This is a genomic window from Isoptericola halotolerans (assembly GCF_045689585.1).
GTDB classification, from domain to species: domain Bacteria; phylum Actinomycetota; class Actinomycetes; order Actinomycetales; family Cellulomonadaceae; genus Isoptericola; species Isoptericola halotolerans_B.
The window spans coordinates 1,843,620-1,863,987 of sequence record NZ_CP140108.1; the positions used below are offsets into that span (position 1 = coordinate 1,843,620).

At 73.4% G+C, this 20,368-nt stretch carries 19 protein-coding genes; 13 read left to right on the forward strand and 6 right to left on the reverse strand.

The genetic code is table 11. The features are described from left to right. The first annotated feature begins 41 nt into the window (after positions 1–41). Positions 42–1,031 (forward strand): hypothetical protein, encoded by a 990-nt coding sequence (locus UQW22_RS08630; protein ID WP_407320513.1) that lies wholly within the window; start codon positions 42–44, stop codon positions 1,029–1,031. A gap of 74 nt (positions 1,032–1,105) precedes the next feature. On the opposite strand, the gene UQW22_RS08635 is transcribed toward UQW22_RS08630, so the two are convergent. From UQW22_RS08635 to UQW22_RS08645, 3 genes are all read right to left on the reverse strand, one after another. Beyond that, positions 1,106–1,618, reverse strand: coding sequence for a VOC family protein (locus UQW22_RS08635; protein WP_407320515.1), 513 nt, complete (start codon positions 1,616–1,618; stop codon positions 1,106–1,108). Positions 1,619–1,626: 8 nt separating this feature from the next. Continuing rightward, positions 1,627–2,859, reverse strand: coding sequence for a homoserine O-acetyltransferase (locus UQW22_RS08640; protein ID WP_407320516.1), 1,233 nt, complete (start codon positions 2,857–2,859; stop codon positions 1,627–1,629). A gap of 161 nt (positions 2,860–3,020) precedes the next feature. Further along, on the reverse strand, positions 3,021–3,398 hold the full coding sequence (locus UQW22_RS08645) for a winged helix-turn-helix transcriptional regulator (RefSeq protein ID WP_407320518.1): 378 nt from the start codon (positions 3,396–3,398) through the stop codon (positions 3,021–3,023). A 108-nt stretch (positions 3,399–3,506) separates the two neighbouring features. Between UQW22_RS08645 and UQW22_RS08650 the strand changes: the two genes are divergently transcribed. Together UQW22_RS08650 and UQW22_RS08655 are read left to right on the forward strand one after the other, a co-directional pair. Continuing rightward, positions 3,507–4,289, forward strand: coding sequence for an NAD(P)H-dependent oxidoreductase (locus tag UQW22_RS08650; RefSeq protein WP_407320519.1), 783 nt, complete (start codon positions 3,507–3,509; stop codon positions 4,287–4,289). Positions 4,290–4,386: 97 nt separating this feature from the next. Then, positions 4,387–5,160: a hypothetical protein gene (locus tag UQW22_RS08655; protein WP_407320521.1), complete on the forward strand. Its 774-nt coding sequence runs from the start codon at positions 4,387–4,389 to the stop codon at positions 5,158–5,160. A gap of 308 nt (positions 5,161–5,468) precedes the next feature. Here the strand turns inward: UQW22_RS08655 and UQW22_RS08660 are convergent, their stop codons facing one another. From UQW22_RS08660 to UQW22_RS08670, 3 genes are all read right to left on the reverse strand, one after another. Further along, positions 5,469–6,530 carry a zinc-dependent alcohol dehydrogenase family protein gene (locus UQW22_RS08660; RefSeq protein ID WP_407320522.1) on the reverse strand — a complete coding sequence of 354 codons (1,062 nt, stop codon included), beginning with the start codon at positions 6,528–6,530 and terminating at the stop codon, positions 5,469–5,471. Positions 6,531–6,635: 105 nt separating this feature from the next. Next, complete coding sequence (locus UQW22_RS08665) at positions 6,636–7,967, reverse strand: bifunctional o-acetylhomoserine/o-acetylserine sulfhydrylase (protein WP_407320523.1); 1,332 nt, start codon at positions 7,965–7,967, stop codon at positions 6,636–6,638. Positions 7,968–8,067: 100 nt separating this feature from the next. Beyond that, positions 8,068–8,562, reverse strand: coding sequence for an inorganic diphosphatase (locus tag UQW22_RS08670; RefSeq protein ID WP_407320524.1), 495 nt, complete (start codon positions 8,560–8,562; stop codon positions 8,068–8,070). A gap of 155 nt (positions 8,563–8,717) precedes the next feature. Between UQW22_RS08670 and dacB the strand changes: the two genes are divergently transcribed. The 10 genes from dacB (at position 8,718) to UQW22_RS08720 (ending at position 20,321) form a co-directional block, all read left to right on the forward strand. Beyond that, positions 8,718–10,133, forward strand: coding sequence for a D-alanyl-D-alanine carboxypeptidase/D-alanyl-D-alanine-endopeptidase (gene dacB, locus UQW22_RS08675; RefSeq protein ID WP_407320526.1), 1,416 nt, complete (start codon positions 8,718–8,720; stop codon positions 10,131–10,133). Between the two features lie 93 nt (positions 10,134–10,226). Beyond that, positions 10,227–11,354 carry a zinc-dependent metalloprotease gene (locus UQW22_RS08680; RefSeq protein WP_407320527.1) on the forward strand — a complete coding sequence of 376 codons (1,128 nt, stop codon included), beginning with the start codon at positions 10,227–10,229 and terminating at the stop codon, positions 11,352–11,354. A 7-nt stretch (positions 11,355–11,361) separates the two neighbouring features. Beyond that, complete coding sequence (tilS, locus tag UQW22_RS08685) at positions 11,362–12,531, forward strand: tRNA lysidine(34) synthetase TilS (RefSeq protein WP_407320528.1); 1,170 nt, start codon at positions 11,362–11,364, stop codon at positions 12,529–12,531. Between the two features lie 3 nt (positions 12,532–12,534). Beyond that, positions 12,535–13,086: a hypoxanthine phosphoribosyltransferase gene (hpt, locus tag UQW22_RS08690; protein WP_407320530.1), complete on the forward strand. Its 552-nt coding sequence runs from the start codon at positions 12,535–12,537 to the stop codon at positions 13,084–13,086. A gap of 109 nt (positions 13,087–13,195) precedes the next feature. Beyond that, on the forward strand, positions 13,196–15,301 hold the full coding sequence (gene ftsH, locus UQW22_RS08695; protein WP_407320532.1) for an ATP-dependent zinc metalloprotease FtsH: 2,106 nt from the start codon (positions 13,196–13,198) through the stop codon (positions 15,299–15,301). 26 nt (positions 15,302–15,327) lie between these two features. Then, positions 15,328–15,927, forward strand: a complete 600-nt coding sequence (gene folE, locus UQW22_RS08700) for a GTP cyclohydrolase I FolE (RefSeq protein WP_407320756.1) — start codon at positions 15,328–15,330, stop codon at positions 15,925–15,927. Positions 15,928–15,931: 4 nt separating this feature from the next. Further along, the gene (folP, locus tag UQW22_RS08705) at positions 15,932–16,867 is read left to right on the forward strand and encodes a dihydropteroate synthase (protein ID WP_407320533.1); all 936 of its coding nucleotides are present in this window, start codon (positions 15,932–15,934) and stop codon (positions 16,865–16,867) included. Continuing rightward, positions 16,864–18,729 (forward strand): 2-amino-4-hydroxy-6-hydroxymethyldihydropteridine diphosphokinase, encoded by a 1,866-nt coding sequence (gene folK / locus UQW22_RS08710; protein WP_407320535.1) that lies wholly within the window; start codon positions 16,864–16,866, stop codon positions 18,727–18,729. The genes folP and folK overlap by 4 nt, the downstream gene beginning before the upstream one ends. A 1-nt stretch (position 18,730) precedes the next feature. After that, on the forward strand, positions 18,731–19,204 hold the full coding sequence (locus UQW22_RS08715; RefSeq protein WP_407320537.1) for a DUF3180 domain-containing protein: 474 nt from the start codon (positions 18,731–18,733) through the stop codon (positions 19,202–19,204). Positions 19,205–19,709: 505 nt separating this feature from the next. Further along, the gene (locus tag UQW22_RS08720; protein ID WP_407320538.1) at positions 19,710–20,321 is read left to right on the forward strand and encodes a hypothetical protein; all 612 of its coding nucleotides are present in this window, start codon (positions 19,710–19,712) and stop codon (positions 20,319–20,321) included. Positions 20,322–20,368 lie beyond the last annotated feature (47 nt).

Here is a 20,368-nt window from a genome sequence, read left to right on the forward strand (position 1 = left end):
TAGGTGATGCCACGGTGCCGCGGGCCACTATGTTGGTCGGCATGGCTGACGACGTCCAGGACCACCCGACCGACCTCGACCCGGCCGGTCCCGACCCGGCAGCCCTCGAGGAGCGCGTCGAGCGGGCGCAGCGGGACGCCACGCTGCTCGCCGACTACCTGGCGCGACGGGAGCGGTCGGCGACGGCGCTGCACGGCGCCGAGCAGGCGGTCGCGCGGGCCGAGGCGAACCTGTCCGACGAGTCCGGTGACGTGGACCGCCTGGAGTCCTTGAGCCTCGCCCGACTCTGGGCGAGCCTGCGAGGTGACCGCGACGCGCGTCTCGACGACGAGCGCGCCGAGCTGCGTCGCGCCGAGTACGCGCTCGCGGCGGCACGGACGCGCCAGGAGGCGGCCCGCCGCGAGCTGGCCCGTGCCCAGGAGGCCGTGGACGGCCTGGGCGACGTCGCCGGCCGCCGGCTGCAGGCGCTCGCCGACAAGGAGGCCTGGCTGTGGTCGTCGGGGACCGGACGCGGTGCCGAGCTGGTCGACATCGCCGAACGGCGCGGACGGCGTCAGGCCGAGCTGGTCGAGATCGCCGAGGCGCAGGAGGCGGCGGACGGCGCCCGGCACGCCCTCGACGCCGCGGCGGAGGAGCTGGCCGGGGCCGACGGCTGGTCGACCTACGACACCTACTTCGGCGGTGACCTGCTCGCCAGCATGGCCAAGCACGACCGTCTGGACCGTGCGGCGGAGCGGGCCCGTGCGGCGGACGCGGCGCTCGCCCACCTGGCGGTCGAGCTGGGCGACGTGGGCGAGCGCGGGGTCGGCAGACTGGGTGTCGAGGGGATGGCGCGCACGTTCGACATCTGGTTCGACAACGTCTTCAGCGACCTGTCGGTGGCGCGTCACATCCGGGACTCACGGAACCGGGTGGACGCGGCCCGGGCCGCCGTGGCGCACGTCGCCGGACGGCTCGCCGACCGGCTCACCGCGGTCGAGAAGGACCTCGTCGGCCTCGACCGCCGGCGGGAGAACCTCCTGCTGACGTGACGTGACGTGACGTGACGTGACGTGACGTGACGGGTCGGTGGCGGGCGGTGGCGGGCGGCGGCGCGTGCGGTGACTCAGGGCGTACCGACGTCGAACATCCAGGTGACGCCGTACCGGTCGGTGAGCTGACCGTAGTGGTCGCCCCAGGGGGCCAGCTCGAACGGCAGGACGTCGGTGGCGCCCTCGATGAGGACGGCGACGGCGGCCCGGACGTACTCCATGTCCTCCGCCACGCCCGTGAGCGCGACGGTGACACCGGCCGTCGGCGCGGCGTACGGCATGGACGACGGCGTGTCGGCGGCCATGAGCGTGAGCCCGGCGGGCGTCTCGAGCTGGCCGTGCATGACGAGGTCTTCCTCAGCGGGGTCCTCCACCATGCCGGGGACGGCGCCGAACGTCGAGATGTCGAGCTCGCCGCCCAGCGCGGAGCGGTAGAGCTCCAGCGCCTCGCGGGCCTCGGTGCGGAAGTTGAGGTACGGGTCGAGTCGAGCCATGGTGCCCTCCAGGAGGTGCTCCGGGCCGCCGTCGTCGGCGTCCGGCACCATGGTGAGGCCCGGGCACGGCGCTCGCGCGTCGGCGGCCGACACCGGTACGGCTATGCGGGAGGCACCGGGGCGACCTGGGCCAGGAAGTCCCGCAGGAGCGGACCCGTCTGGTCGTGCTCGAGGAGGAAGCCGTCGTGCCCGAAGTCCGAGGCGATGACCCGCAGGCCCTCGGCCCGGGGGATGCCGGTGGCGAGCCGCGCCGCCTGCGTCGGCGGGAAGAGGCGGTCGCTGTTCACCGCCACGACGAGCGCCCGTGCGGTGATCTGCGCCAGCGCGGACTCCACCCCGCCGCGGTCACGGCCGAGGTCGTGCGTCATCATCGTCTCGGTCAGGCGCAGGTAGGAGTTGGCGTCGAACCGCCGCGCGAGCTTGTCCCCGTGGTGGTCGAGGTAGGACTGCACGGCGAACCGGCCGTCGTCGAATGGGTCCTCGCCGCCCTGCGGCAGCCGTCCGAACCGCTCGTCGAGCTCGACCGCGGTGCGGTACGTCGTGTGCGCGATCTGGCGGGCGATCGCCAGCCCGGCGTGCGGGCCCTCGCCGTCGGGAGCGTCGTAGTAGTCACCGCCGTTCCAGCCCGGGTCGGCGCGGATGGCGCCGAGCTGCGGGTGGGCCCAGGCGATCTGGTCGCCGGAGGACTGCGCCGCGGTGGCGATGGCGGCGATCGAGCGCACGGCGATCCCGGCCTCGGGGCCGAGGAGCGACCACTCCAGCACCCGCATGCCGCCCATGGAGGCCCCGACGACGGACGCCCAGGAGTCGATGCCGAGCAGGCGAGCCAGCTCGACCTCCACGGCGACCTGGTCGCGCGTGGTGATGCGGGGGAAGCGTCCGCCCCAGGGACGGCCGTCGGGGGCGGGGGAGGACGGGCCCGTCGTGCCCTGGCACCCGCCGAGCACGTTGGGCACGACGACGAAGTACCGGTCGGTGTCGATCGGTGCGCCGGGCCCGATCATCGGCTCCCACCATCCGGCGGTGAGCTGGCCCGGGCCGGCCGGGCCGCGGACGTGGGCGTCGCCGGTGAGCGCGTGCAGCACGAGGACGGCGTTGGAGCCGTCCTCGGCGAGCTCGCCGTACGTCTCGTACGCGACCCGCACGTCCGGCAGGCGGCCGCCGGCCTCCAGGTCGAACGTGCCGACGTCGGCGAACTTCCGGCCAGCGGGCGGGTCGCCGTCGCGCCAGGCGCCGGAGGCCGGGACCGGCCCGGCGGGGCTGCGGCGCCCGTCCCCGGTGCGGGTCGCGCCGGTGGCGCGGTGGCCCGTGGTGCTGGTCGGCGTCGAGGTCATCGTCTCTCCTGGCTGCGGTCTCCGGCGGTGCGGGCGGGCGCGCACACGGCGTGCGGCTGCCCGGTGGCCGCAGGCAGGCGACGGTGCGCGATGGTCAGCTGCGCATTCGACGAGTCATGGGTTCGACGGTAACCCGCAGGTGGGACGCTGCCCACCGGATCTCACGATGCGGGACCATATTCTGAGATGCTGTTCTCGTCGCGCTCCCCGCCGTCCCGTGCGACGAACCGCTCGCTCCACCGGCCGAGCAGCACGGCGATCGAGGCCAGCTCGCGGCCGGCCTCCGTGAGCTCGTACGTCACCCGCGGTGGCACCTCGGGAAACACGGTCCGCACCACGATCCCGTCGGCCTCCAGCGCACGGAGCTGGCGCGTGAGGGTCTTGGCCGAGACGGGACCGACGGCGCGCTGCAGCTCCCCGAACCGGAGCGGCCCGTCGCTCAGCTTCCACACGGCGGTCAGCTTCCAGTCGCCACCGGCGACGGCGACGCCGACCTCGATCGGGCACACCTCCAGGGCGCGCCGTACGGCTTCACGCATCTCGTCCTCGCTCCCGCTCCGCACCGTGCTCGATGCTGTCTGTGATGACCCTTGGTGACAAGAATGACCGTACTACCGCCCGGGCGATGTTCTGCCTACGGTCGAAGCATGCACACGCTCATCGTCTCCGCCGCCCCCTCGGACGGCGCCCTCACCGCCGACCTCACCCGCACGGCCGCCGCGACGCTCCGCGACCAGGGCCACGACGTCGACGTCCTCGACCTCGTCCGGAGCGGCTGGCACCCCGCGGTGCGTCCCTCCGACTACGGGGTCGAGGAGCTCTCGGCGCCCGTCGGCACACATGCCGTCGAGGCGGCGGCGGCCGGGACCCTGGACGTGGAGGTCCGGCGCCACCAGGAGCTGCTGCGGCGGGCCGACCTCCTCGTCCTCGTCTTCCCGCTGTGGTGGGCCGGGATGCCGGCCGTCCTCAAGGGCTGGGTCGACCGGGTCTTCACGCAGGGGTTCGCCTACGGGCTGCGGGACGCCGAGGGCAACCCCCGCAAGTACGGCGACGGTGCCTTCGCCGGCAAGCAGGGGCTCGTCGTGACGACGGCGGGGGACCGAGCGGAGGCCTTCGGGCCCCGCGGCGTCAACGGCCACATCGAGGACCTGCTGTTCCCCGTCAACCACGGGATCCTCTGGTACACGGGCATCGAGCCGCTCGCGCCGCTCGCCCTGCTGGGCGTGGACTCCCCGGTGTGGGCCGGCATCGACGACGCCCGGGCGCAGGTGCGCAAGCGGTTCGAGAACCTCGGCACCGACCGGCCGTTGCCGTACCGGCGCCTGCTCGACGACTACGACGGGCAGCGCCGGCTGCTCGACGAGCACGCCCCGGGGCGCGGCGACCTGGCGATCCACCAGCGTCCCGACAGGCACGGTCCGGTCGTGTGACGGCGCGTGCTCCCCGTCGTCGGCGCGGACCGGCGCGGCTACGATCTGCGAGAACGTCCGGACGAGCAGGGTGCGCGGTGGTCGGTGCGGAGGGGCGATGGGAATCATGTACGGCGCGGACGTCGAGCAGCTGCGCGCGCTGTCCCAGCAGTCGAGCGAGCGCAGCTCGGCGCTGGAGGACGCTGCCGGCATGGTGTCGCAGATGGTCGAGACCGTCCCCTGGTTCGGCCCCGGCGCCGAGATGTTCCGCGACGAGTGGCACGCGTCGCACGCGCCGTCGCTGCGGTCCGCCGCGCACGGCCTCACCGACGCCTCGGTGAAGGCTGCGCGGAACGCGGACGCCCAGGAGGACACGAGCAACACCTACGACGGTGCAGGTGCAGGTGCAGGTGCAGGTGCAGGTGCAGGTGCTGGCGCCGGGGCCGGCTCGGCGGGAGGCGGCGCGGCCGGCGGACCGGACGCGGGTGGGCCCGACCTGTTCCCCGACTGGCTCACCGACATCCAGAACGGTGCGACCTGGACCGGGCTCGCGACGGACCTCGGGGAGGGCGTCCTCGTCGGTTCGCAGTACGGCGGTGCGCTCCTGGAGCCCCGTCCCTACTCGATCTGGCACGCGTGGTCCATGCCGCCGTCGCCCGACCTGCCGTCGGCCGGTGCGCGGTTCGTGCGCTCGCAGTTCGAGAACAACACGGGCCGTCCCTTCGCGGGAAGCCTGAAGCTGACCACGGCGTCGAGATCTCGCGTCGCGTCGGTGCACGTGGACACCGAGGGTCGGTGGGAGCTGGCCACCGGGCCCGGAGACTCGGTGCCGGACGCCGTGCCGACGGCGGCGGACCCCTCGTTCACCGTCCTCGCCGAGGCCCTGGCATGAGCGAGCCGGTACCCGGCCCGTTCGACGACCACGGGGATCCTGCCCGTGCGCGGCGCTTCGTCCGGATGTGGCTCTGGCTCACGCTCACCCTGTGGGGCATGGCGGTGATCGTCTCGTTCGCTTGGTGGGGTGCGCAGGTCAACGACCTCGACGGCGGCCCGGTGGGCGGCTTCCGGGGCGGTGCCGTCTTCCCGTGGTACGTCGTGGTCCCGCGGTGCCCGTCGGCCTGTACACGGCGGTGCGGGCAGCCCGCACCTGGAGGCGGTACCGCTCGCTGCGGTAGGTCCGAGGTCGTGCGCCCGTGGGGGTCAGGGCCGCAGCAGGACCTTCGTCGCACGGCGCTCGTCCATCGCCGCATAGGCGTCCGCGACGTCGGCCAGCGGCATCTCGGAGTCGAAGACCTTTCCCGGGCTGATCGCCCCGGAAAGGACGTCGTCGAGCAGCGTGACCATGTGCGCCCGGGCGGGCGCCATGCCGCCGCCGACGGTGATGTTCCGGCCGAACAGCTTGCCGATCGGGACCCGGGAGCCGCCGTGCGGCACCCCGACGAACCCGACGCGTCCGCCACCGCGGACGGAACCCAGCGCCTGGGCCATCGACTGCTCGGTGCCGACGCACTCCAGCGCGGCGTCCGCGAGGTCGCCGCCCAGGAGCTCGCGCAGCGCAGCCACGCCCTCGTCGCCCCGCTCGGCGACGACGTCGGTCGCGCCGAGCTCGCGGGCCAGCGCGGCCCGGTCCGGGTGCCGGGAGAAGGCGACCACGCGCTCGGCCCCGAGACGCCGGGCGGCGATCACCCCGCAGAGGCCGACCGCACCGTCCCCGACCACCGCCACGGTGTCACCGGGGCCGAGGCCGGCGGAGACCGCCGCGTGGTGACCGGTGGACATCACGTCGGACAGGGTCAGCAGGTGCGGCACGAGCCCTGCGGCCTCCAGGTCGGCCTCGCTCCGCCCCACCGGGAACAGGGAGTGCTGCGCCAGCGGGATCCGCACGCGTTCGCTCTGGGCGCCGTCGACCGGGTGGCCGTCGCGGTCGGTCGAGCCGAATCCGGTCACCAGGTCGCACGCCGAGGGGAACCCGGCCCGGCAGGACTGGCACCGCCCGCAGCTCAGCGAGAACGGCACGACGACGAAGTCCCCGGGGAGCGCCGAGGTCACCTCGGCGCCGACCTCCTCGACGACGCCGACCAGCTCGTGCCCGATCGGGTGCGGCTCCTGGGTGGGCGCCACCCCGCGGTAGGGCCACAGGTCGGAGCCGCACACGCAGGCGGCCGTGACCCGCAGCACCGCGTCGCGCGGGGTGCGTAGCACCGGGTCGGGGCGTCGCTCGGCGCGCACGTCCCGCGCGCCGTGGATCATCGTGGAGAGCATGGTCCCCACCGTAGGCCGACGACGGCGCCGGTGTGGCACCGCCGTCGGCGGACGTCGTGAGACCTCGTCTCAGGTGGCGGCCGGCCGAGCTCGTCGGCCTACGGCTCAGCCGTCGAGCGCCGACTTGGCGGCGGTGAAGCCCAGCTCGAGGTCCGCGAGGATGTCCTCGACGTCCTCGATGCCGACGGCGAGGCGCACCAGGCCCGGCGTCACGCCCGACCGTGCCTGCTCCGCGGCGGTGAGCTGGCTGTGCGTGGTGGAGGCGGGGTGGATGACCAGCGAGCGCACGTCGCCGATGTTCGCGACGTTCGAGTGCAGCCGCAGGGCCGAGACGAACGCCTGCCCGGCGTCCGCGCCGCCGTCGAGCTCGAACGCCAGGACCGCACCGGCGCCGCGGGGGGCGTAGCGCTGCTGGGTGGCGTGCCACGGGCTGGACTCCAGGCCCGCGTAGTGCACGGTGCGGACGTCGTCGCGGGCCTCGAGCCACTCGGCGACCCGCTGGGCGTTGTCGACGTGCCGCTCCACCCGCAGGGACAGGGTCTCGATGCCCTGGGCGATCTGGAACGCGTTGAACGGCGACAGGGCGGAACCGAGGTCGCGCAGGAGCTGGACGCGCGCCTTGAGCACGTAGGCGAGGTTCGCCCCGAGGATGCCGTCGACGCCCAGGTCACGGGCGTACACGATGCCGTTGTACGAGGGGTCGGGGGTGTTGAAGCCGGGGAACCGCTCCGGGTACCGGGCGTAGTCGAAGTTCCCCGAGTCCACGATCACACCGGCCACGGTGGTGCCGTGCCCGCCCAGGTACTTCGTCGCGGAGTGCACGACGACGTCCGCCCCGTGCTCGATCGGCCGGACCAGGTACGGGGTCGCCACCGTGTTGTCGACGATGAGCGGCACCCCGGTCGCGTGCGCGACGTCGGCGACGAGTGTGATGTCGAGGAAGTCGTTCTTCGGGTTGGGGATCGTCTCGGCGAAGAACGCCTTGGTGTTGTCCTGCACCGCGGCGCGCCAGGCGTCGGCGTCGTCGGCGTCCTCGACGAACGTGGTCTCGATGCCGAGCCGGGGCAGGGTGTGCTTGAGCAGGTTGTACGTGCCGCCGTACAGGCTGGCGCTGGCCACGACGTGGTCTCCGGCGCCGGCGAGGTTGAGGATGGCGAACGTCTCGGCCGCCTGGCCGGAGGCGAGCAGCAGCGCGCCGACACCGCCCTCGAGGTCCGCGACGCGGTTCTCCACGACCTCCTGGGTCGGGTTGTTGATCCGGGTGTAGATCGGGCCGAGCTCGGCGAGCGCGAACCGCTTGGCGGCGGTCTCCGCGTCCGGGAAGACGAACGACGTCGTCTGGAAGATGGGCAGCGCCCGAGCCCCCGTCGTCGGGTCGGGCTCCTGGCCGGCGTGGATCTGGCGGGTCGCGAACGACCACCGCGGTGCGTCTGTCATGGCCCGACCGTACGAGGTCGGTCTCGGTGGGCGGAAGGGGCGATCCACTACCTGAGACGTCGACGGGCCCCCACCGGAGTGGGGGCCTGTCGTCGCGCTGTCAGTGGTTGTAGCCGGAGTCCTTCGCGCGCTGGAACGAGCGCTCGATCTCCGCCTCGGCGTCCTCGCGGCCGACCCAGTGCGCACCCTCGACCGACTTGCCGGGCTCCAGGTCCTTGTAGACCTCGAAGAAGTGCTGGATCTCCAGGCGGTGGAAGTCCGAGACGTCGTCGATGTCCTGGCGCCACGCCGCCCGCTGGTCGCCGAGCGGGACGCACAGCACCTTGTCGTCACCGCCGGCCTCGTCGCGCATGCGGAACATGCCGAGCGCCCGGCACTTGATGAGGCAGCCGGGGAACGTGGGCTCCTCCAGCAGGACGAGGGCGTCCAGCGGGTCGCCGTCCTCGCCGAGAGTCCCCTCGATGAACCCGTAGTCGTCCGGGTAGCGGGTCGAGGTGAAGAGCATGCGGTCGAGGCGGATGCGACCTGACTCGTGATCGACCTCGTACTTGTTCCGCTGACCCTTCGGGATCTCGATCGTGACGTCGAACTCCACTGTTCCTCCAGTCTCGGGGCGTGCGCGCACCCCCAGTGTGCCACGCGGACGCCGTCCGGACGCCGTGGCGCAGTGCCGCTCACGGGCGAGAACGTGCGAGAATGCCGGTGGAGGAACCTGCTTGTGACCAGGTTCACGAGAACGGGGAGGACCGCATGGGGTGGCGGCTGAGGGTCGGCGCCACCGTGACGACGGTCGTGGCCCTCTTCGGCGGCTACCTCGTGGCCGACTCCTACGACGTCGTGCCCGGCATGGTCACCCTGGAGCCCGCCCCCGAACCCGCCGCCCCGTTCCCCACCGCACCCGGCGCCGTCACCGGGCCGAGCCCCGCCGTCGCCGTCCCCGCCCTGTCGGACGAGGCGCCCATGCCGTCCGCCTCCGCGACGGGCGACCTCGTCGAAGAGCTCGCCGACGACGACCGCCTCGGCAGGCGCGTCGGCGTCATGGTGGCCGACGCGGGCACCGGCGAGACGCTCGGCGCCTCCGGCCAGGACCGGCTCCTCGTCCCGGCGTCCACGCAGAAGGTCCTCACCGCCGTCGCCGCCTACTCGGGGCCCGGGGGCGACACGCGGCTGGTCACCCGGGCGATGCTGCACAGCGACAACCGGCTGGTGCTCGTCGGCGGTGGCGACATGATGCTCGCCGCCGGGGACGGCGACCCGGAGGCGGTCAACGGCCGGGCCGGGCTCGGCGACCTCGCCGACCAGGTGGTCGCGCAGATCGCGCTCACCGGCGTCGACCGGGTCACCGTCGCCGTCGACGACACCCTGTTCACCGGCCCGGCGATCCCGCCGTCCGTCACCGAGAAGCGGCGCGGGGAGAGCGGTCAGGACTACATCGCGCCGGTCGCCGCGCTCGCCGTGGACGTCGCGCGGCTCTCCGACGAGAAGTACGCTCTCCGCGAGGACGATCCCGCCCTGGCGGCCGCCGAGACGTTCGCCGACGTGTTGGCCGAGCGCGGGGTCACGGTGACCGGCGAGATCGTGCGCCAGGCGGCGCCGTCGTCGGCCCAGGAGGTCGGGCGCGTCGAGTCCGCGCGGCTGGGCGAGATCGTCAGCTACCTGCTCCGGGAGTCCGACAACACGATCACCGAGGTGGTCGGCCGCCTCGTCGCGATCGACGCGGGGCTGCCCGGGTCGGGCGAGGCCGCCGTCAGCGAGGTGCTGGCCGAGGTCGAGGGCCTCGGCGTGGACCTCACCGGTGCGGAGCTCACCGACCTGTCCGGGCTCGGCACCGGCTCGCGGATGACCGCTCGTCAGCTCGTGGACACGCTCGTCGTGGGCGCCGCCGAACCGGAGCTGCGCGAGGCCGTCGCCGGGCTGCCCGTGGCCGGGCTGCAAGGCACGCTGAGCGACCGGTTCGGCGGGGACAACCCCGGGCGGGGGTACACCGAGGCCAAGACGGGCAGCCTGCCGGACGTGCGGGCGCTCGCCGGCACCGTCGTCACAGCCGACGACCGCCTGCTCGTCTTCGCCACCATCGCCGACCGGATCCCCGAGGGCGGGTCGTTCGGGGCCAACCTGATCTTCGACGACTTCGTCGGTGATCTCGCCGCCTGCGGCTGCTCCTGACCCCCAGCGGCGCCGAACAGGAGGTTGTGCCCGCAACCCTTCACCTGTGCGGGCCCAGGTTCCTGCTCGGCACCGTGCGGCTACGGTGGAGCCGTGACCGCACCCAGCACCGCACTCGTCGACTGGGCGACGGCCGCCCAGATCGCCCGCCACGTCGCGCGGCCCGGCCCGGTCGCCTCGCGCACCGAGCTCGACGACCTCGTCGGAGGGCTGCGCACGGCCGCCGACGACGCCGTCGGGCACGTGCTGCGCGTCACCCGGATGCGGCCGGCGACCGGCGACGTCGAGCGGCACCACCACCCTGACGGCCGCTTGCGCCGGGTGCGGGTGCCGCGCCCCGACCTGGGGGACGTGCGCGTCGTCGACCGCGCGACGTGGGCTCTCGCGAACACCCGGTCCATGGCGGCCATGACCGGTCCGGCCCTCACGACGCTCTCGCCGGACGCCCGCCCGGGCGGCACCGGCGCCGCCCGGCTCGCCGGGGCCGCCGAGGTCGGCGGGCTGCTCGCCCTGCTCTCCTCGAAGGTGCTCGGACAGTTCGACCCCTACGGCGAGGGTCGGCCCGTGCTGCTGCTGGTGGCCCCCAACGTCCTCGCCACCGAGCGCGCCCTGCGGCTCGACCCCCACGACTTCCGGCTGTGGGTGTGCCTGCACGAGCAGACCCACGCCCTGCAGTTCGCCGCCGCGCCGTGGCTCGCCGACCACCTCGCGGGCCGGCTCGCCACCCTCCTGCGCGACGTCACCGCCACCTCCCGGGACCTGACCAGCGCCCCGTGGCGCGACAAGGCCGCGCTGGTGGGGCGAGCCGTGCTCGACGCCGTCCGTGGCGACCTCACCACCCCGCTGGACCCCGTGCTGGGGCCGGAGCAGAAGCGGGTGCTCGCCGAGATCACGGCCGTGATGGCGCTGCTCGAGGGCCATGCCGACGTGATGATGGACGCCGTCGGGCGACGCGTCGTGCCCAGCGTGCGGACCATCCGCGCCCGGTTCGAGAAGCGGCGCGACGGCGAGGGCGCGCCCCGGTTCGACGCCGTCCTGCGCCGGGTGCTCGGCATGGACGCCAAGCTCGCCCAGTACCGCGACGGGGCGGCCTTCGTGCGCGCCGTCGAGAAGCAGGTCGGGCGCCCCGGGCTCAACGCCGTCTGGGCCGCACCCGAGAACCTGCCCGGGCCGCGGGAGATCCACGACCCGCGCGCATGGGTCCGCCGGGTCCACTCCTAGGGGCCGCATGCCTCCCGTCGACCCGGCCCTGGCCGCGGCCCGCACCGCCGTGCGGGCCGAGCTCGCCGACCTCGCCCCGGACGACCTGGTGCTCGTCGCGTGCTCCGGCGGCCCGGACTCCCTGGCGCTCGCGGCCGCCGTCGCCACGGAGGCGCGGCGGGTGGGCCGGTCCGTGCGGTCGCGCGGGTATGCGGTGCGGGCCGGGGCCGTCGTCGTCGACCACGCGCTGCAGCCCGGGTCCGACGGCGTGGCGCAGCGGGCCGCGCAGCAGTGCCGCGGGCTGGGTCTCGACCCCGTGGTCGTCCGTCGTGTCGCCGTGGACCCGGCGGCGGGCGGTCCGGAGGCCGGTGCGCGCGACGCCCGCTACGGCGCGTTCGAGGACGTCGCCACGACCACGGGAGCGGTCGTCGTCCTGCTGGGTCACACCCTCGACGACCAGGCCGAGCAGGTGCTGCTGGGGCTGGCGCGGGGGAGCGGGACGCGGTCGCTCGCCGGGATGCCTCGGCGGCGCGGCCGCTACCGCCGGCCGTTCCTCGGGCTCCGGCGGGCCGAGACGCAGCAGGTGTGCGCCGTCGTCGGCCTCGAGCCCTGGCACGACCCCACGAACGAGGGGTGGGCGGCCGGGGCACCCCTGCGCTCACGGGTCCGTGGCCGTCTGCTGCCGTCCCTCTCCGACGTGCTCGGGCCCGGCGCGGTCGAGGCGCTCGGGCGCAGCGCCGACCAGCTGCGCGACGACGCGGACCTGCTCGACGAGCTCGCCGCGGACCTCCTCGCCGCCGCCCGCACGTCCCCCCGCGGACGTTTTGCCGATGTCGGTAGTTCGTGTCGAGATCGGCAGTCCGGACTGCCGATCTCGACACGAACTACCGACATCGGCAAAACGGGTGAGGAGGACGAGGGGGGCGGTGCCGTCGTGCTGGACGTCACACCGCTCGCCGAGGCACCCACCGCTCTGCGTCGTCGTGCGCTCCGGGCGGCGGCGCTGGAGGCCGGATGCCCTGCGGGGACGACGACGGCGCGGCACGTGGAGGCGCTCGACGCCCTGGTCGTGCGGTGGCGTGGGCAGGGCGAGGTGCACCTGCCCGGTGGTGCACGGGCCGCTCGCGCGTGTGGCAGGCTGGTGCTGCGCTCGGGCCCCGGTCCCGGCGCTGCCCCCACCCCGCACCATGAGGAGTAGCCCGTGGACCAGTCGGACGTCGCCGGCGACCTTGCCGACATCCTGCTCACCGAGGACCAGCTCGGCGAGCGGCTCGACGAGATGGCCGCCCAGATCGACGCGGACTACGCGGGCAAGGACCTGCTGATGGTCGGCGTCCTCAAGGGTGCCGTGATGGTCATGGCCGACCTCTCGCGCCGCCTGCACCACCCGGTCGAGATGGACTGGATGGCGGTGTCGTCGTACGGCTCCGGCACCCGTTCCTCGGGCGTGGTGCGCATCCTCAAGGACCTCGACTCCGACCTGTCGGGCCGCAACGTCCTCATCGCCGAGGACATCATCGACTCGGGGCTGACCCTGTCCTGGCTGGTGCAGAACCTGCGCTCGCGCGGGCCCGCCTCGGTCGAGATCGCGACGATGCTCCGCAAGCCGGAGGCCGCGAAGGTGGAGGTCGACGTCAAGTACGTCGGGTTCGACATCCCCAACGAGTTCGTGGTCGGCTACGGCCTCGACTACGCGGAGAAGTACCGCAACCTGCCGTTCATCGGGACCCTGGCACCGCACGTCTACTCCTGACCGTGCTGAGCCCTGCGCGAACACACGGGGAACTTTCAGGGCCGCCGTGTAGTTTCGGTTCTCGAACCACCGCCCGGACGAAGGGAAGCGGGGCAGCGCCCCGTCACGGATGAACCTCAAGAAGATCTTCAGCGGACCGATCGTCTGGATCGTCCTCGGCCTGGTGCTCGTCGCGCTCGCGTTCTCGGCCTTCACCGGCGAGCGCGTGAGCCGTGTCGAGACCTCGCAGGGCCTCGAGCTCCTGCAGGGCGACACGGTCGAGCACGCCCTGATCGTCGACGGCGAGCAACGCGTCGAGCTCGACCTGTCCGAGCCGTACGTCGTGGACGCGGACACCGACGACGAGGTGGACCACGGCGAGAAGGTCGACTTCTTCTGGGTGGCGCCGCAGGGCGAGGACGTCGTCGCGGCGGTCGAGAGCGCCGACCTGCCGGACGGGTACGACACCGACGTGCCACAGGCGTCGTTCTGGGGGTCGATGCTGTCGTTCCTCATCCCGTTCCTCATCATCCTGGCGATCTTCTGGTTCGTGATGTCGCGCATGCAGGGCGGCGGCAACCGCGTGATGGGCTTCGGCAAGTCCAAGGCGAAGCTGATCAGCAAGGACATGCCGCAGGTGACCTTCGCGGACGTCGCGGGGGTCGACGAGGCGGTCGAGGAGCTGCACGAGATCAAGGAGTTCCTCGCGGAGCCGGACAAGTTCCAGGCGGTGGGGGCGAAGATCCCGAAGGGCGTGCTGCTGTACGGCCCGCCCGGCACCGGCAAGACGCTGCTCGCCCGCGCCGTCGCGGGCGAGGCGGGCGTGCCCTTCTACACGATCTCCGGCTCGGACTTCGTCGAGATGTTCGTCGGCGTGGGCGCCTCGCGCGTCCGCGACCTGTTCGAGCAGGCGAAGAACAACGCTCCCGCGATCATCTTCGTCGACGAGATCGACGCCGTCGGCCGTCACCGCGGGGCCGGCATGGGCGGCGGGCACGACGAGCGTGAGCAGACGCTCAACCAGATGCTCGTCGAGATGGACGGGTTCGACGTCAAGACGAACGTCATCCTCATCGCCGCGACGAACCGTCCCGACATCCTGGACCCGGCGCTGCTGCGTCCCGGCCGCTTCGACCGGCAGGTCGCCGTGGAGGCGCCGGACCTCAAGGGCCGCGAGCGGATCCTGCAGGTGCACGGCCAGGGCAAGCCGATGGTCGACGAGATCGACCTGGCCGCCGTCGCCCGCCGCACCCCGGGCTTCACCGGTGCCGACCTGGCCAACGTGCTCAACGAGGCCGCGCTGCTCACCGCCCGGTCCGGTGCCCAGCTGATCGACGACCGCGCGCTCGACGAGGCGATCGACCGCGTCATCGCCGGACCGCAGAAGCGCACCCGCGTGATGCAGGTCAAGGAGCAGAAGATCACGGCATACCACGAGGGCGGTCACGCCCTGGTGGCCGCCGCCATGCGGTACACGGACCCCGTCACGAAGGTGACGATCCTGCCGCGCGGTCGCGCCCTCGGCTACACGATGGTCATGCCCACCGAGGACAAGTACTCCACGACGCGCAACGAGCTCCTCGACCAGCTCGCCTACGCCATGGGCGGCCGCGTGGCCGAGGAGATCGTGTTCCACGACCCGACGACCGGGGCGAGCAACGACATCGAGAAGGCCAGCGCCATCGCCCGCAAGATGGTCATGGAGTACGGCATGAGCGACAAGGTCGGGGCGATCAAGCTCGGGTCCGCGTCGTCGGAACCGTTCCTCGGCAAGGACATGGGGCACCAGCGCGACTACTCGGAGGCCGTGGCGGGCACCGTCGACCACGAGGTGCGCCGGCTGATCGAGGCGGCGCACGACGAGGCCTGGGAGGTGCTGACCCAGTACCGCGACGTGCTCGACGACCTGGTCCTCCAGCTCCTCGAGAAGGAGACGCTCAACCAGGCCGAGCTCGCCGAGGTCTTCGGCCCCGTCGTCAAGCGACCCGCACGGGACGTCTGGCTGTCCAGCGAGCAGCGCGCCGTGCACACCCGCGGCCCGGTCATGACCGACGGCGAGAAGGCCGCCTTCTCGACGAACGGCACGCCGGGCGTCCCGCAGGACGAGGCCGCCGTCGTCGGCAACCTCGAGGCGGAGGAGGCGGCACGGTCCGACGTCGGCGGGCGGATCGCGCGGGCCGCCGGCGACGGCGAGGGGCCCACGTCGGACGACGGGCGTGCCGAGGAGAGCCCGTGACAGGGGAGGACCTGCCCCTGAGCGCGGTGTCCCTCGGCGTCCGCCCGGCCGCCGAGGTGCCGGCGTACGACGCCGCACGAGCCGAGGCCGCGGTGCGCGAGCTCCTGCTCGCCGTCGGCGAGGACCCCGACCGCGAGGGCCTGCGCGACACCCCCGCGCGGGTCGCCCGCGCCTACCGGGAGATCTTCGCGGGCCTGCACCAGGAGCCCGAGGACGTGCTGACCACCACCTTCGACCTCGGCCACGAGGAGATGGTGCTGGTCAAGGACATCGAGGTGTACTCGACCTGCGAGCACCACCTGGTCCCGTTCCACGGGGTCGCGCACGTCGGCTACATCCCCAGCACGGACGGCCGGATCACCGGGCTGTCGAAGCTGGCGCGGCTCGTCGAGGTCTACGCGAAGCGACCGCAGGTGCAGGAGCGGCTGACGTCGCAGGTGGCGGACGCCCTGGTGCGGATCCTGGATCCTCGGGGCGTCATCGTCGTCGTCGAGTGCGAGCACCTGTGCATGTCGATGCGCGGCGTGCGCAAGCCGGGTTCGCGCACCGTCACCTCGGCGGTGCGCGGCGGCATGCAGAACGCGGCGACCCGGGCCGAGGCGATGAGCCTCATCCTGGGACGGTAGCCCGATGGTCGCGCGCGACGCCGTCGTCGCCGGGCTCCCGGAGCTGTCCGGCACCGGCCGCTGCCTGGTCATGGGGGTCGTCAACATCACCCCCGACTCGTTCTCCGACGGCGGCGAGTGGTTCGAGCCGGACGCCGGGGTCCAGCACGGCCTGGAGCTGCTCGCGGACGGGGCGGACATCCTCGACGTCGGCGGCGAGTCGACCCGGCCCGGGGCCGTCCGCGTGGACGAGGAGGAGGAGCTGCGCCGCGTGATCCCGGTCATCGGCCGGCTCGCCGCGGCCGGCGCCGTCGTCTCGGTGGACACGACGCGCGCCGCGGTGGCCGAGCGCGCGGTGGCGGCCGGTGCGCGGCTCGTCAACGACGTCTCCGGCGGTCTCGCCGACCCGGCGATGGCCGAGGTCGTCGCGGAGACCGGGACCGCCTACGTCGCCATGCACTGGCGCGGCCACTCCGACGTCATGGACGACCTCCAGCAGTACGACGACGTCGTCACGGACGTGCGCGACGAGCTCGGTGCCCGCCTGGCGGCGCTGCACGACGCCGGTGTCGCACCCGTGCAGGTCATCCTCGACCCCGGCCTGGGGTTCGCCAAGGCGGGGTCGCTGAACTGGCCGCTGCTGGCGCACCTCGACGCGCTGCACGCCCTCGGCCGGCCGGTGCTGGTCGGTGCCTCGCGCAAGAGGTTCCTCGGTCACCTGCTCGCCCCGGCCGGCGGCGACCCGGCGCCCCCGCTCGCGCGGGACGACGCCACCGCCGCGATCTCCGCGCTCGCCGCACACGCCGGGGCATGGTGCGTGCGCGTGCACGCCACGCGTGCGAGCGTGGACGCCGTGCGCGTGGCAGCCGCCTGGGACGCAGCGTGCACCACCCAGGAGAAGACCCCTCCGGGGCGCGACGCCGTCGCGCACCCGGTCCACGAGACGGAGGCCACCCCGTGACGTTTGCCGATGCCGTGCCCGGCCCGGACGGTCGTCCCCTCGACCAGATCCGGTTGTCCGGCGTGACCGCGACCGGTCACCACGGAGTCCTCGCCCAGGAGCGTGCGGAGGGACAGGTGTTCCGCGCCGACGTGGTGCTGCACCTCGACACGCAGCCCGCGGCGGGCTCGGACGACCTGGCCGCGACCGTGAGCTACGCCGACGTGGCCGAGGACGTGCACGACGTGCTCGCCGGGCCGCCCGCCGACCTCGTCGAGACCGTAGCCGAGAGGATCGCCGCCGCCGTGCTCGCGTACTCCGCGGTGCACGCCGTCGACGTGCGGGTCCACAAGCCGCAGGCGCCCGTCGCGGTGCCGTTCGACGACATCGAGATCGTCGTCCGCCGCGACCGGGAGCACCTGCCCCTCGTGCCGTCGCACCCGGAGCCTCGGACGGCGTCGGCACGCGAGCCGGAGCCCGTTCCCACGCCTCCCGCCGCACCGGCGACGGTGGCGGACCCCGCGCCGGCCGCCGCGCCCGGGCCGGACGCCACGATGATCTCCGCCGTGCCGGCGCAGTTCGCGGGCGCCTCGGTCCCGGAACCGGAACGCGCGCCGGAGACCCTCCACGAGCCCGCTCCCGAGCCCGCTCCCGAGCCCGAGCAGGCCACGCCGCGGGACCCGCTGGACACGCCGCCCACCGAGCCCGTGGACGCCGTGCTCGCCCTCGGGTCGAACCTCGGTGACCCGCAGGGGACGCTGCGAGCCGCCGTGACCGACATCGACCGCATCGCCGGGCTGCAGGTCATGGAGGTCTCGCCGCTGGCCCGCACCGCCGCCGTCGGGCCCGAGCAGCCGGACTTCCTCAACGCGGTGCTGCTCGTGCGGACCACGTTGCCGCCGCGCGACCTGCTGGATGCCTGCCAAGAGGTCGAGCTGTTGCACGGCCGCGTCCGCGACGAGCGCTGGGGGCCGCGCACGCTGGACGTCGACGTCGTGCAGTACGACTCGCTGGTGGCGAGCGCGGACGACCTCGAGCTGCCGCACCCGCGGGCGCGGGAGCGGGCCTTCGTCCTCGTGCCGTGGGCGGAGGTCGACCCGCAGGCCGTCCTCGGTGGCCTCGGCGGGGGTCCCGTGGCGCAGCTCGCCGCGACCGCTCCCGACCGCTCCGGCATCCGGTGGCTGGCCCTGGACTGGTTGACCGAGTCGGCGACGACCGGCGCCGTGGCGGCACAGCCGCAGGCAGCCGACGAGCCGGAGCAGTACCAGGAGGCGCCGTCCAGCGCGCAGCCTGCTGCCGGCGGCGTGGCGCCGCAGCCCGCCGGGCAGCAACCGGCGACCGGGGGAGTCCCGGCCTCGTCGGAGGCGCCGTCCCGGGATCGCGACCAGCTGCCACCGTCGATCCCGGTCCCGCGGCAGGAGTCCTCGCAGCCAGGCCCGGTCCACGGCTACGAGCCCGCTCGGGAGGCGAGTGAGACGTCCGAGCGCGCCGGTGACGCCGGGTGGGCCTACGAGCCGGAGGTGCTGCCCGAGCGTCAGGAGCCACCGGCGTTCGTGCCCGCCGCGCCGGTCCCGGCCCCGGCCCCCGCCCAGCCCGTGCACCCCGAGCCTTGGCGGGGCGCGGTACCCGACGGGCGCACCGAGCACGGTGCTCAGGACCCGAACGGCGGTTCGCCGGGGTACGGCGCTCAGCCGGTCTATGCCGAGCCGGCACGCACTGTGCCGCCCACGCTGCCGCCGACGGCTCAGCCGCCGTCGTCGGCCGAGCAGGCGACCATCCCGGCGCCGCGGCCGTACCAGCAGCCGTACCCGCAGTCCTCGCCGCAGCCACAGCTGCACGCTCCGATCCCGCCCGCACCGGACACCGGTCCGAGGCAACCCTGACGTGCGCCGCTCCCGCGTCCGCACGCTGGTAGCCGTCGCGGCGACGGTCGCCGGCGTCGGCGCGCTGGTGCTGCGGCTGCTGGAGTCGCACCGCGTCTACCTGCCGGGCGCCGCGTGGGTGGAGGTCTTCGCGATCGTCCTGCTCGCCGGCCTGGTCCTCGCTGCCGGCTGGTCGGTGCGCGCCTACCTGCGTGGCGACAAGCCGGACCTCGACGCCCTGCGTGCGGCACGGACGTTCGCGATGGGCAAGGCTGCCGCGTACACGGGAGCGCTGCTCGCTGGGCGGTATGCAGCGCACGTGCTGGTGGTGCTGCCGGAGCTCGAGGTCGAGGCGCGCCTCGACCAGGCGATCACGTCGGGGGTCGCCGCGCTGGCCGCGGTGGCCCTGAGCACGGCGGGTGTGCTCGTCGAGAAGTTCTGCCAGATCCCCCCGCCCGAGGACGACGACGGCGAGGCCGAGGCGATCACGTCCTGACGCCGTGCGCGACGGCACGGCGGCTTTGCCCGCCATCGCGGATGTTGCCTTGACAGCCGCAGCGACATATCACTAATTTCGGCATGGGAGCGCTCCACAACGACGGGAGCGCTCCACAACGACGGGAGTGCAAGATTCGCAAGTTCATTCGTGCGACCGTGACGGTCTTGGCCTCGTTGGGGCTCGTCCTGACGGTGGGCGTGGCGCCTTCGCAGGCTGCGCCGAAGACGATCACACGCGGTGCGTACAGTTGTACGGTCGACGTGTACAAGCCTTCGCTGGCGGCGAGTGCGCAGGCGGCGGCGTGCAACAAGGTGCAGGTTTACATCAGATACAACAACTATGGCACCAATGTCACGAACTACGGTGCCATGGCGGGGTACTCTTCTGCGTCGGCAGGGAACTCGTCTGGCATCGTTCGCGGAGTGCGAGCCCAGGTCGGAGCGGCGAACTCCGCGTGGTACAGGTACTGATGCATCGAGTTGCCGCGAGTACTGCTTCAGTGGTGACGCTGGCCGTGTTCGTCCTGGCGGGATGCTCAGCATCCGAGGAGATCGCGGGCGACGCTCCGGAGCTGTGGCGGGTGCAGATCGATCAGGTTCTGGCCAGTGAGAGTGAGCATGTGACCGAGGCGCACCGCCAGATTCTCGCCGACTACACCATCAGCGAGGCCGAGTACGGTGAGCTCCGCCAACAGTTGTCGGACTGCCTTTCCGGGCACGGGATCGAGCACGATATGGATCCGGATCAGGGCGGAAGTCTGGAAACGGCGGATATCGCGGGTGATGACGACGGTTCCCGCACGCTCGACCTGACGACGGGGTGCTTGGACAGCACGACCGGGCCCGTCGAGGCGATCTACCTCGGTATGCGAGAGAACCCCGAAGGGCTCGGCCCGGGTGAGGCGATGCGCCGCTGCCTGGACGAGGCCGGGGCCACGGAGCTCGCCGGCGTGCCCGGGGCCGAGCTGGACCGGCAGATCAAGGCGGCCGAGATGCGGCCGACCACCCCCGAGGCGATGGTCTGCCTCCACGATCCGTTCGGGACGAATGGCCTCACGCCCGATGCCGCCAGGGAGCTCCTGGCCGGCAGCCAGATGGAGGCCGGCGGGGAGTGAAGGGGCACGGGGGCCTTCGGGTCGCATTCTCCGCGGGGCTGCTGGCG

Bases quoted from the DNA above. Each gene is read 5' to 3' on its own strand.
- dacB (WP_407320526.1), top strand. From the start codon at position 8,718: ATGGGGTGGCGGCTGAGGGTCGGCGCCACCGTGACGACGGTCGTGGCC.
- UQW22_RS08660 (WP_407320522.1), bottom strand. From the start codon at position 6,530: ATGCTCTCCACGATGATCCACGGCGCGCGGGACGTGCGCGCCGAGCGA.
- UQW22_RS08665 (WP_407320523.1), bottom strand. From the start codon at position 7,967: ATGACAGACGCACCGCGGTGGTCGTTCGCGACCCGCCAGATCCACGCC.
- UQW22_RS08630 (WP_407320513.1), top strand. From the start codon at position 42: ATGGCTGACGACGTCCAGGACCACCCGACCGACCTCGACCCGGCCGGT.
- folP (WP_407320533.1), top strand. From the start codon at position 15,932: ATGGTCGCGCGCGACGCCGTCGTCGCCGGGCTCCCGGAGCTGTCCGGC.
- UQW22_RS08650 (WP_407320519.1), top strand. From the start codon at position 3,507: ATGCACACGCTCATCGTCTCCGCCGCCCCCTCGGACGGCGCCCTCACC.
- UQW22_RS08640 (WP_407320516.1), bottom strand. From the start codon at position 2,859: ATGACCTCGACGCCGACCAGCACCACGGGCCACCGCGCCACCGGCGCG.
- UQW22_RS08645 (WP_407320518.1), bottom strand. From the start codon at position 3,398: ATGCGTGAAGCCGTACGGCGCGCCCTGGAGGTGTGCCCGATCGAGGTC.
- tilS (WP_407320528.1), top strand. From the start codon at position 11,362: ATGCCTCCCGTCGACCCGGCCCTGGCCGCGGCCCGCACCGCCGTGCGG.
- ftsH (WP_407320532.1), top strand. From the start codon at position 13,196: ATGAACCTCAAGAAGATCTTCAGCGGACCGATCGTCTGGATCGTCCTC.
- UQW22_RS08655 (WP_407320521.1), top strand. From the start codon at position 4,387: ATGGGAATCATGTACGGCGCGGACGTCGAGCAGCTGCGCGCGCTGTCC.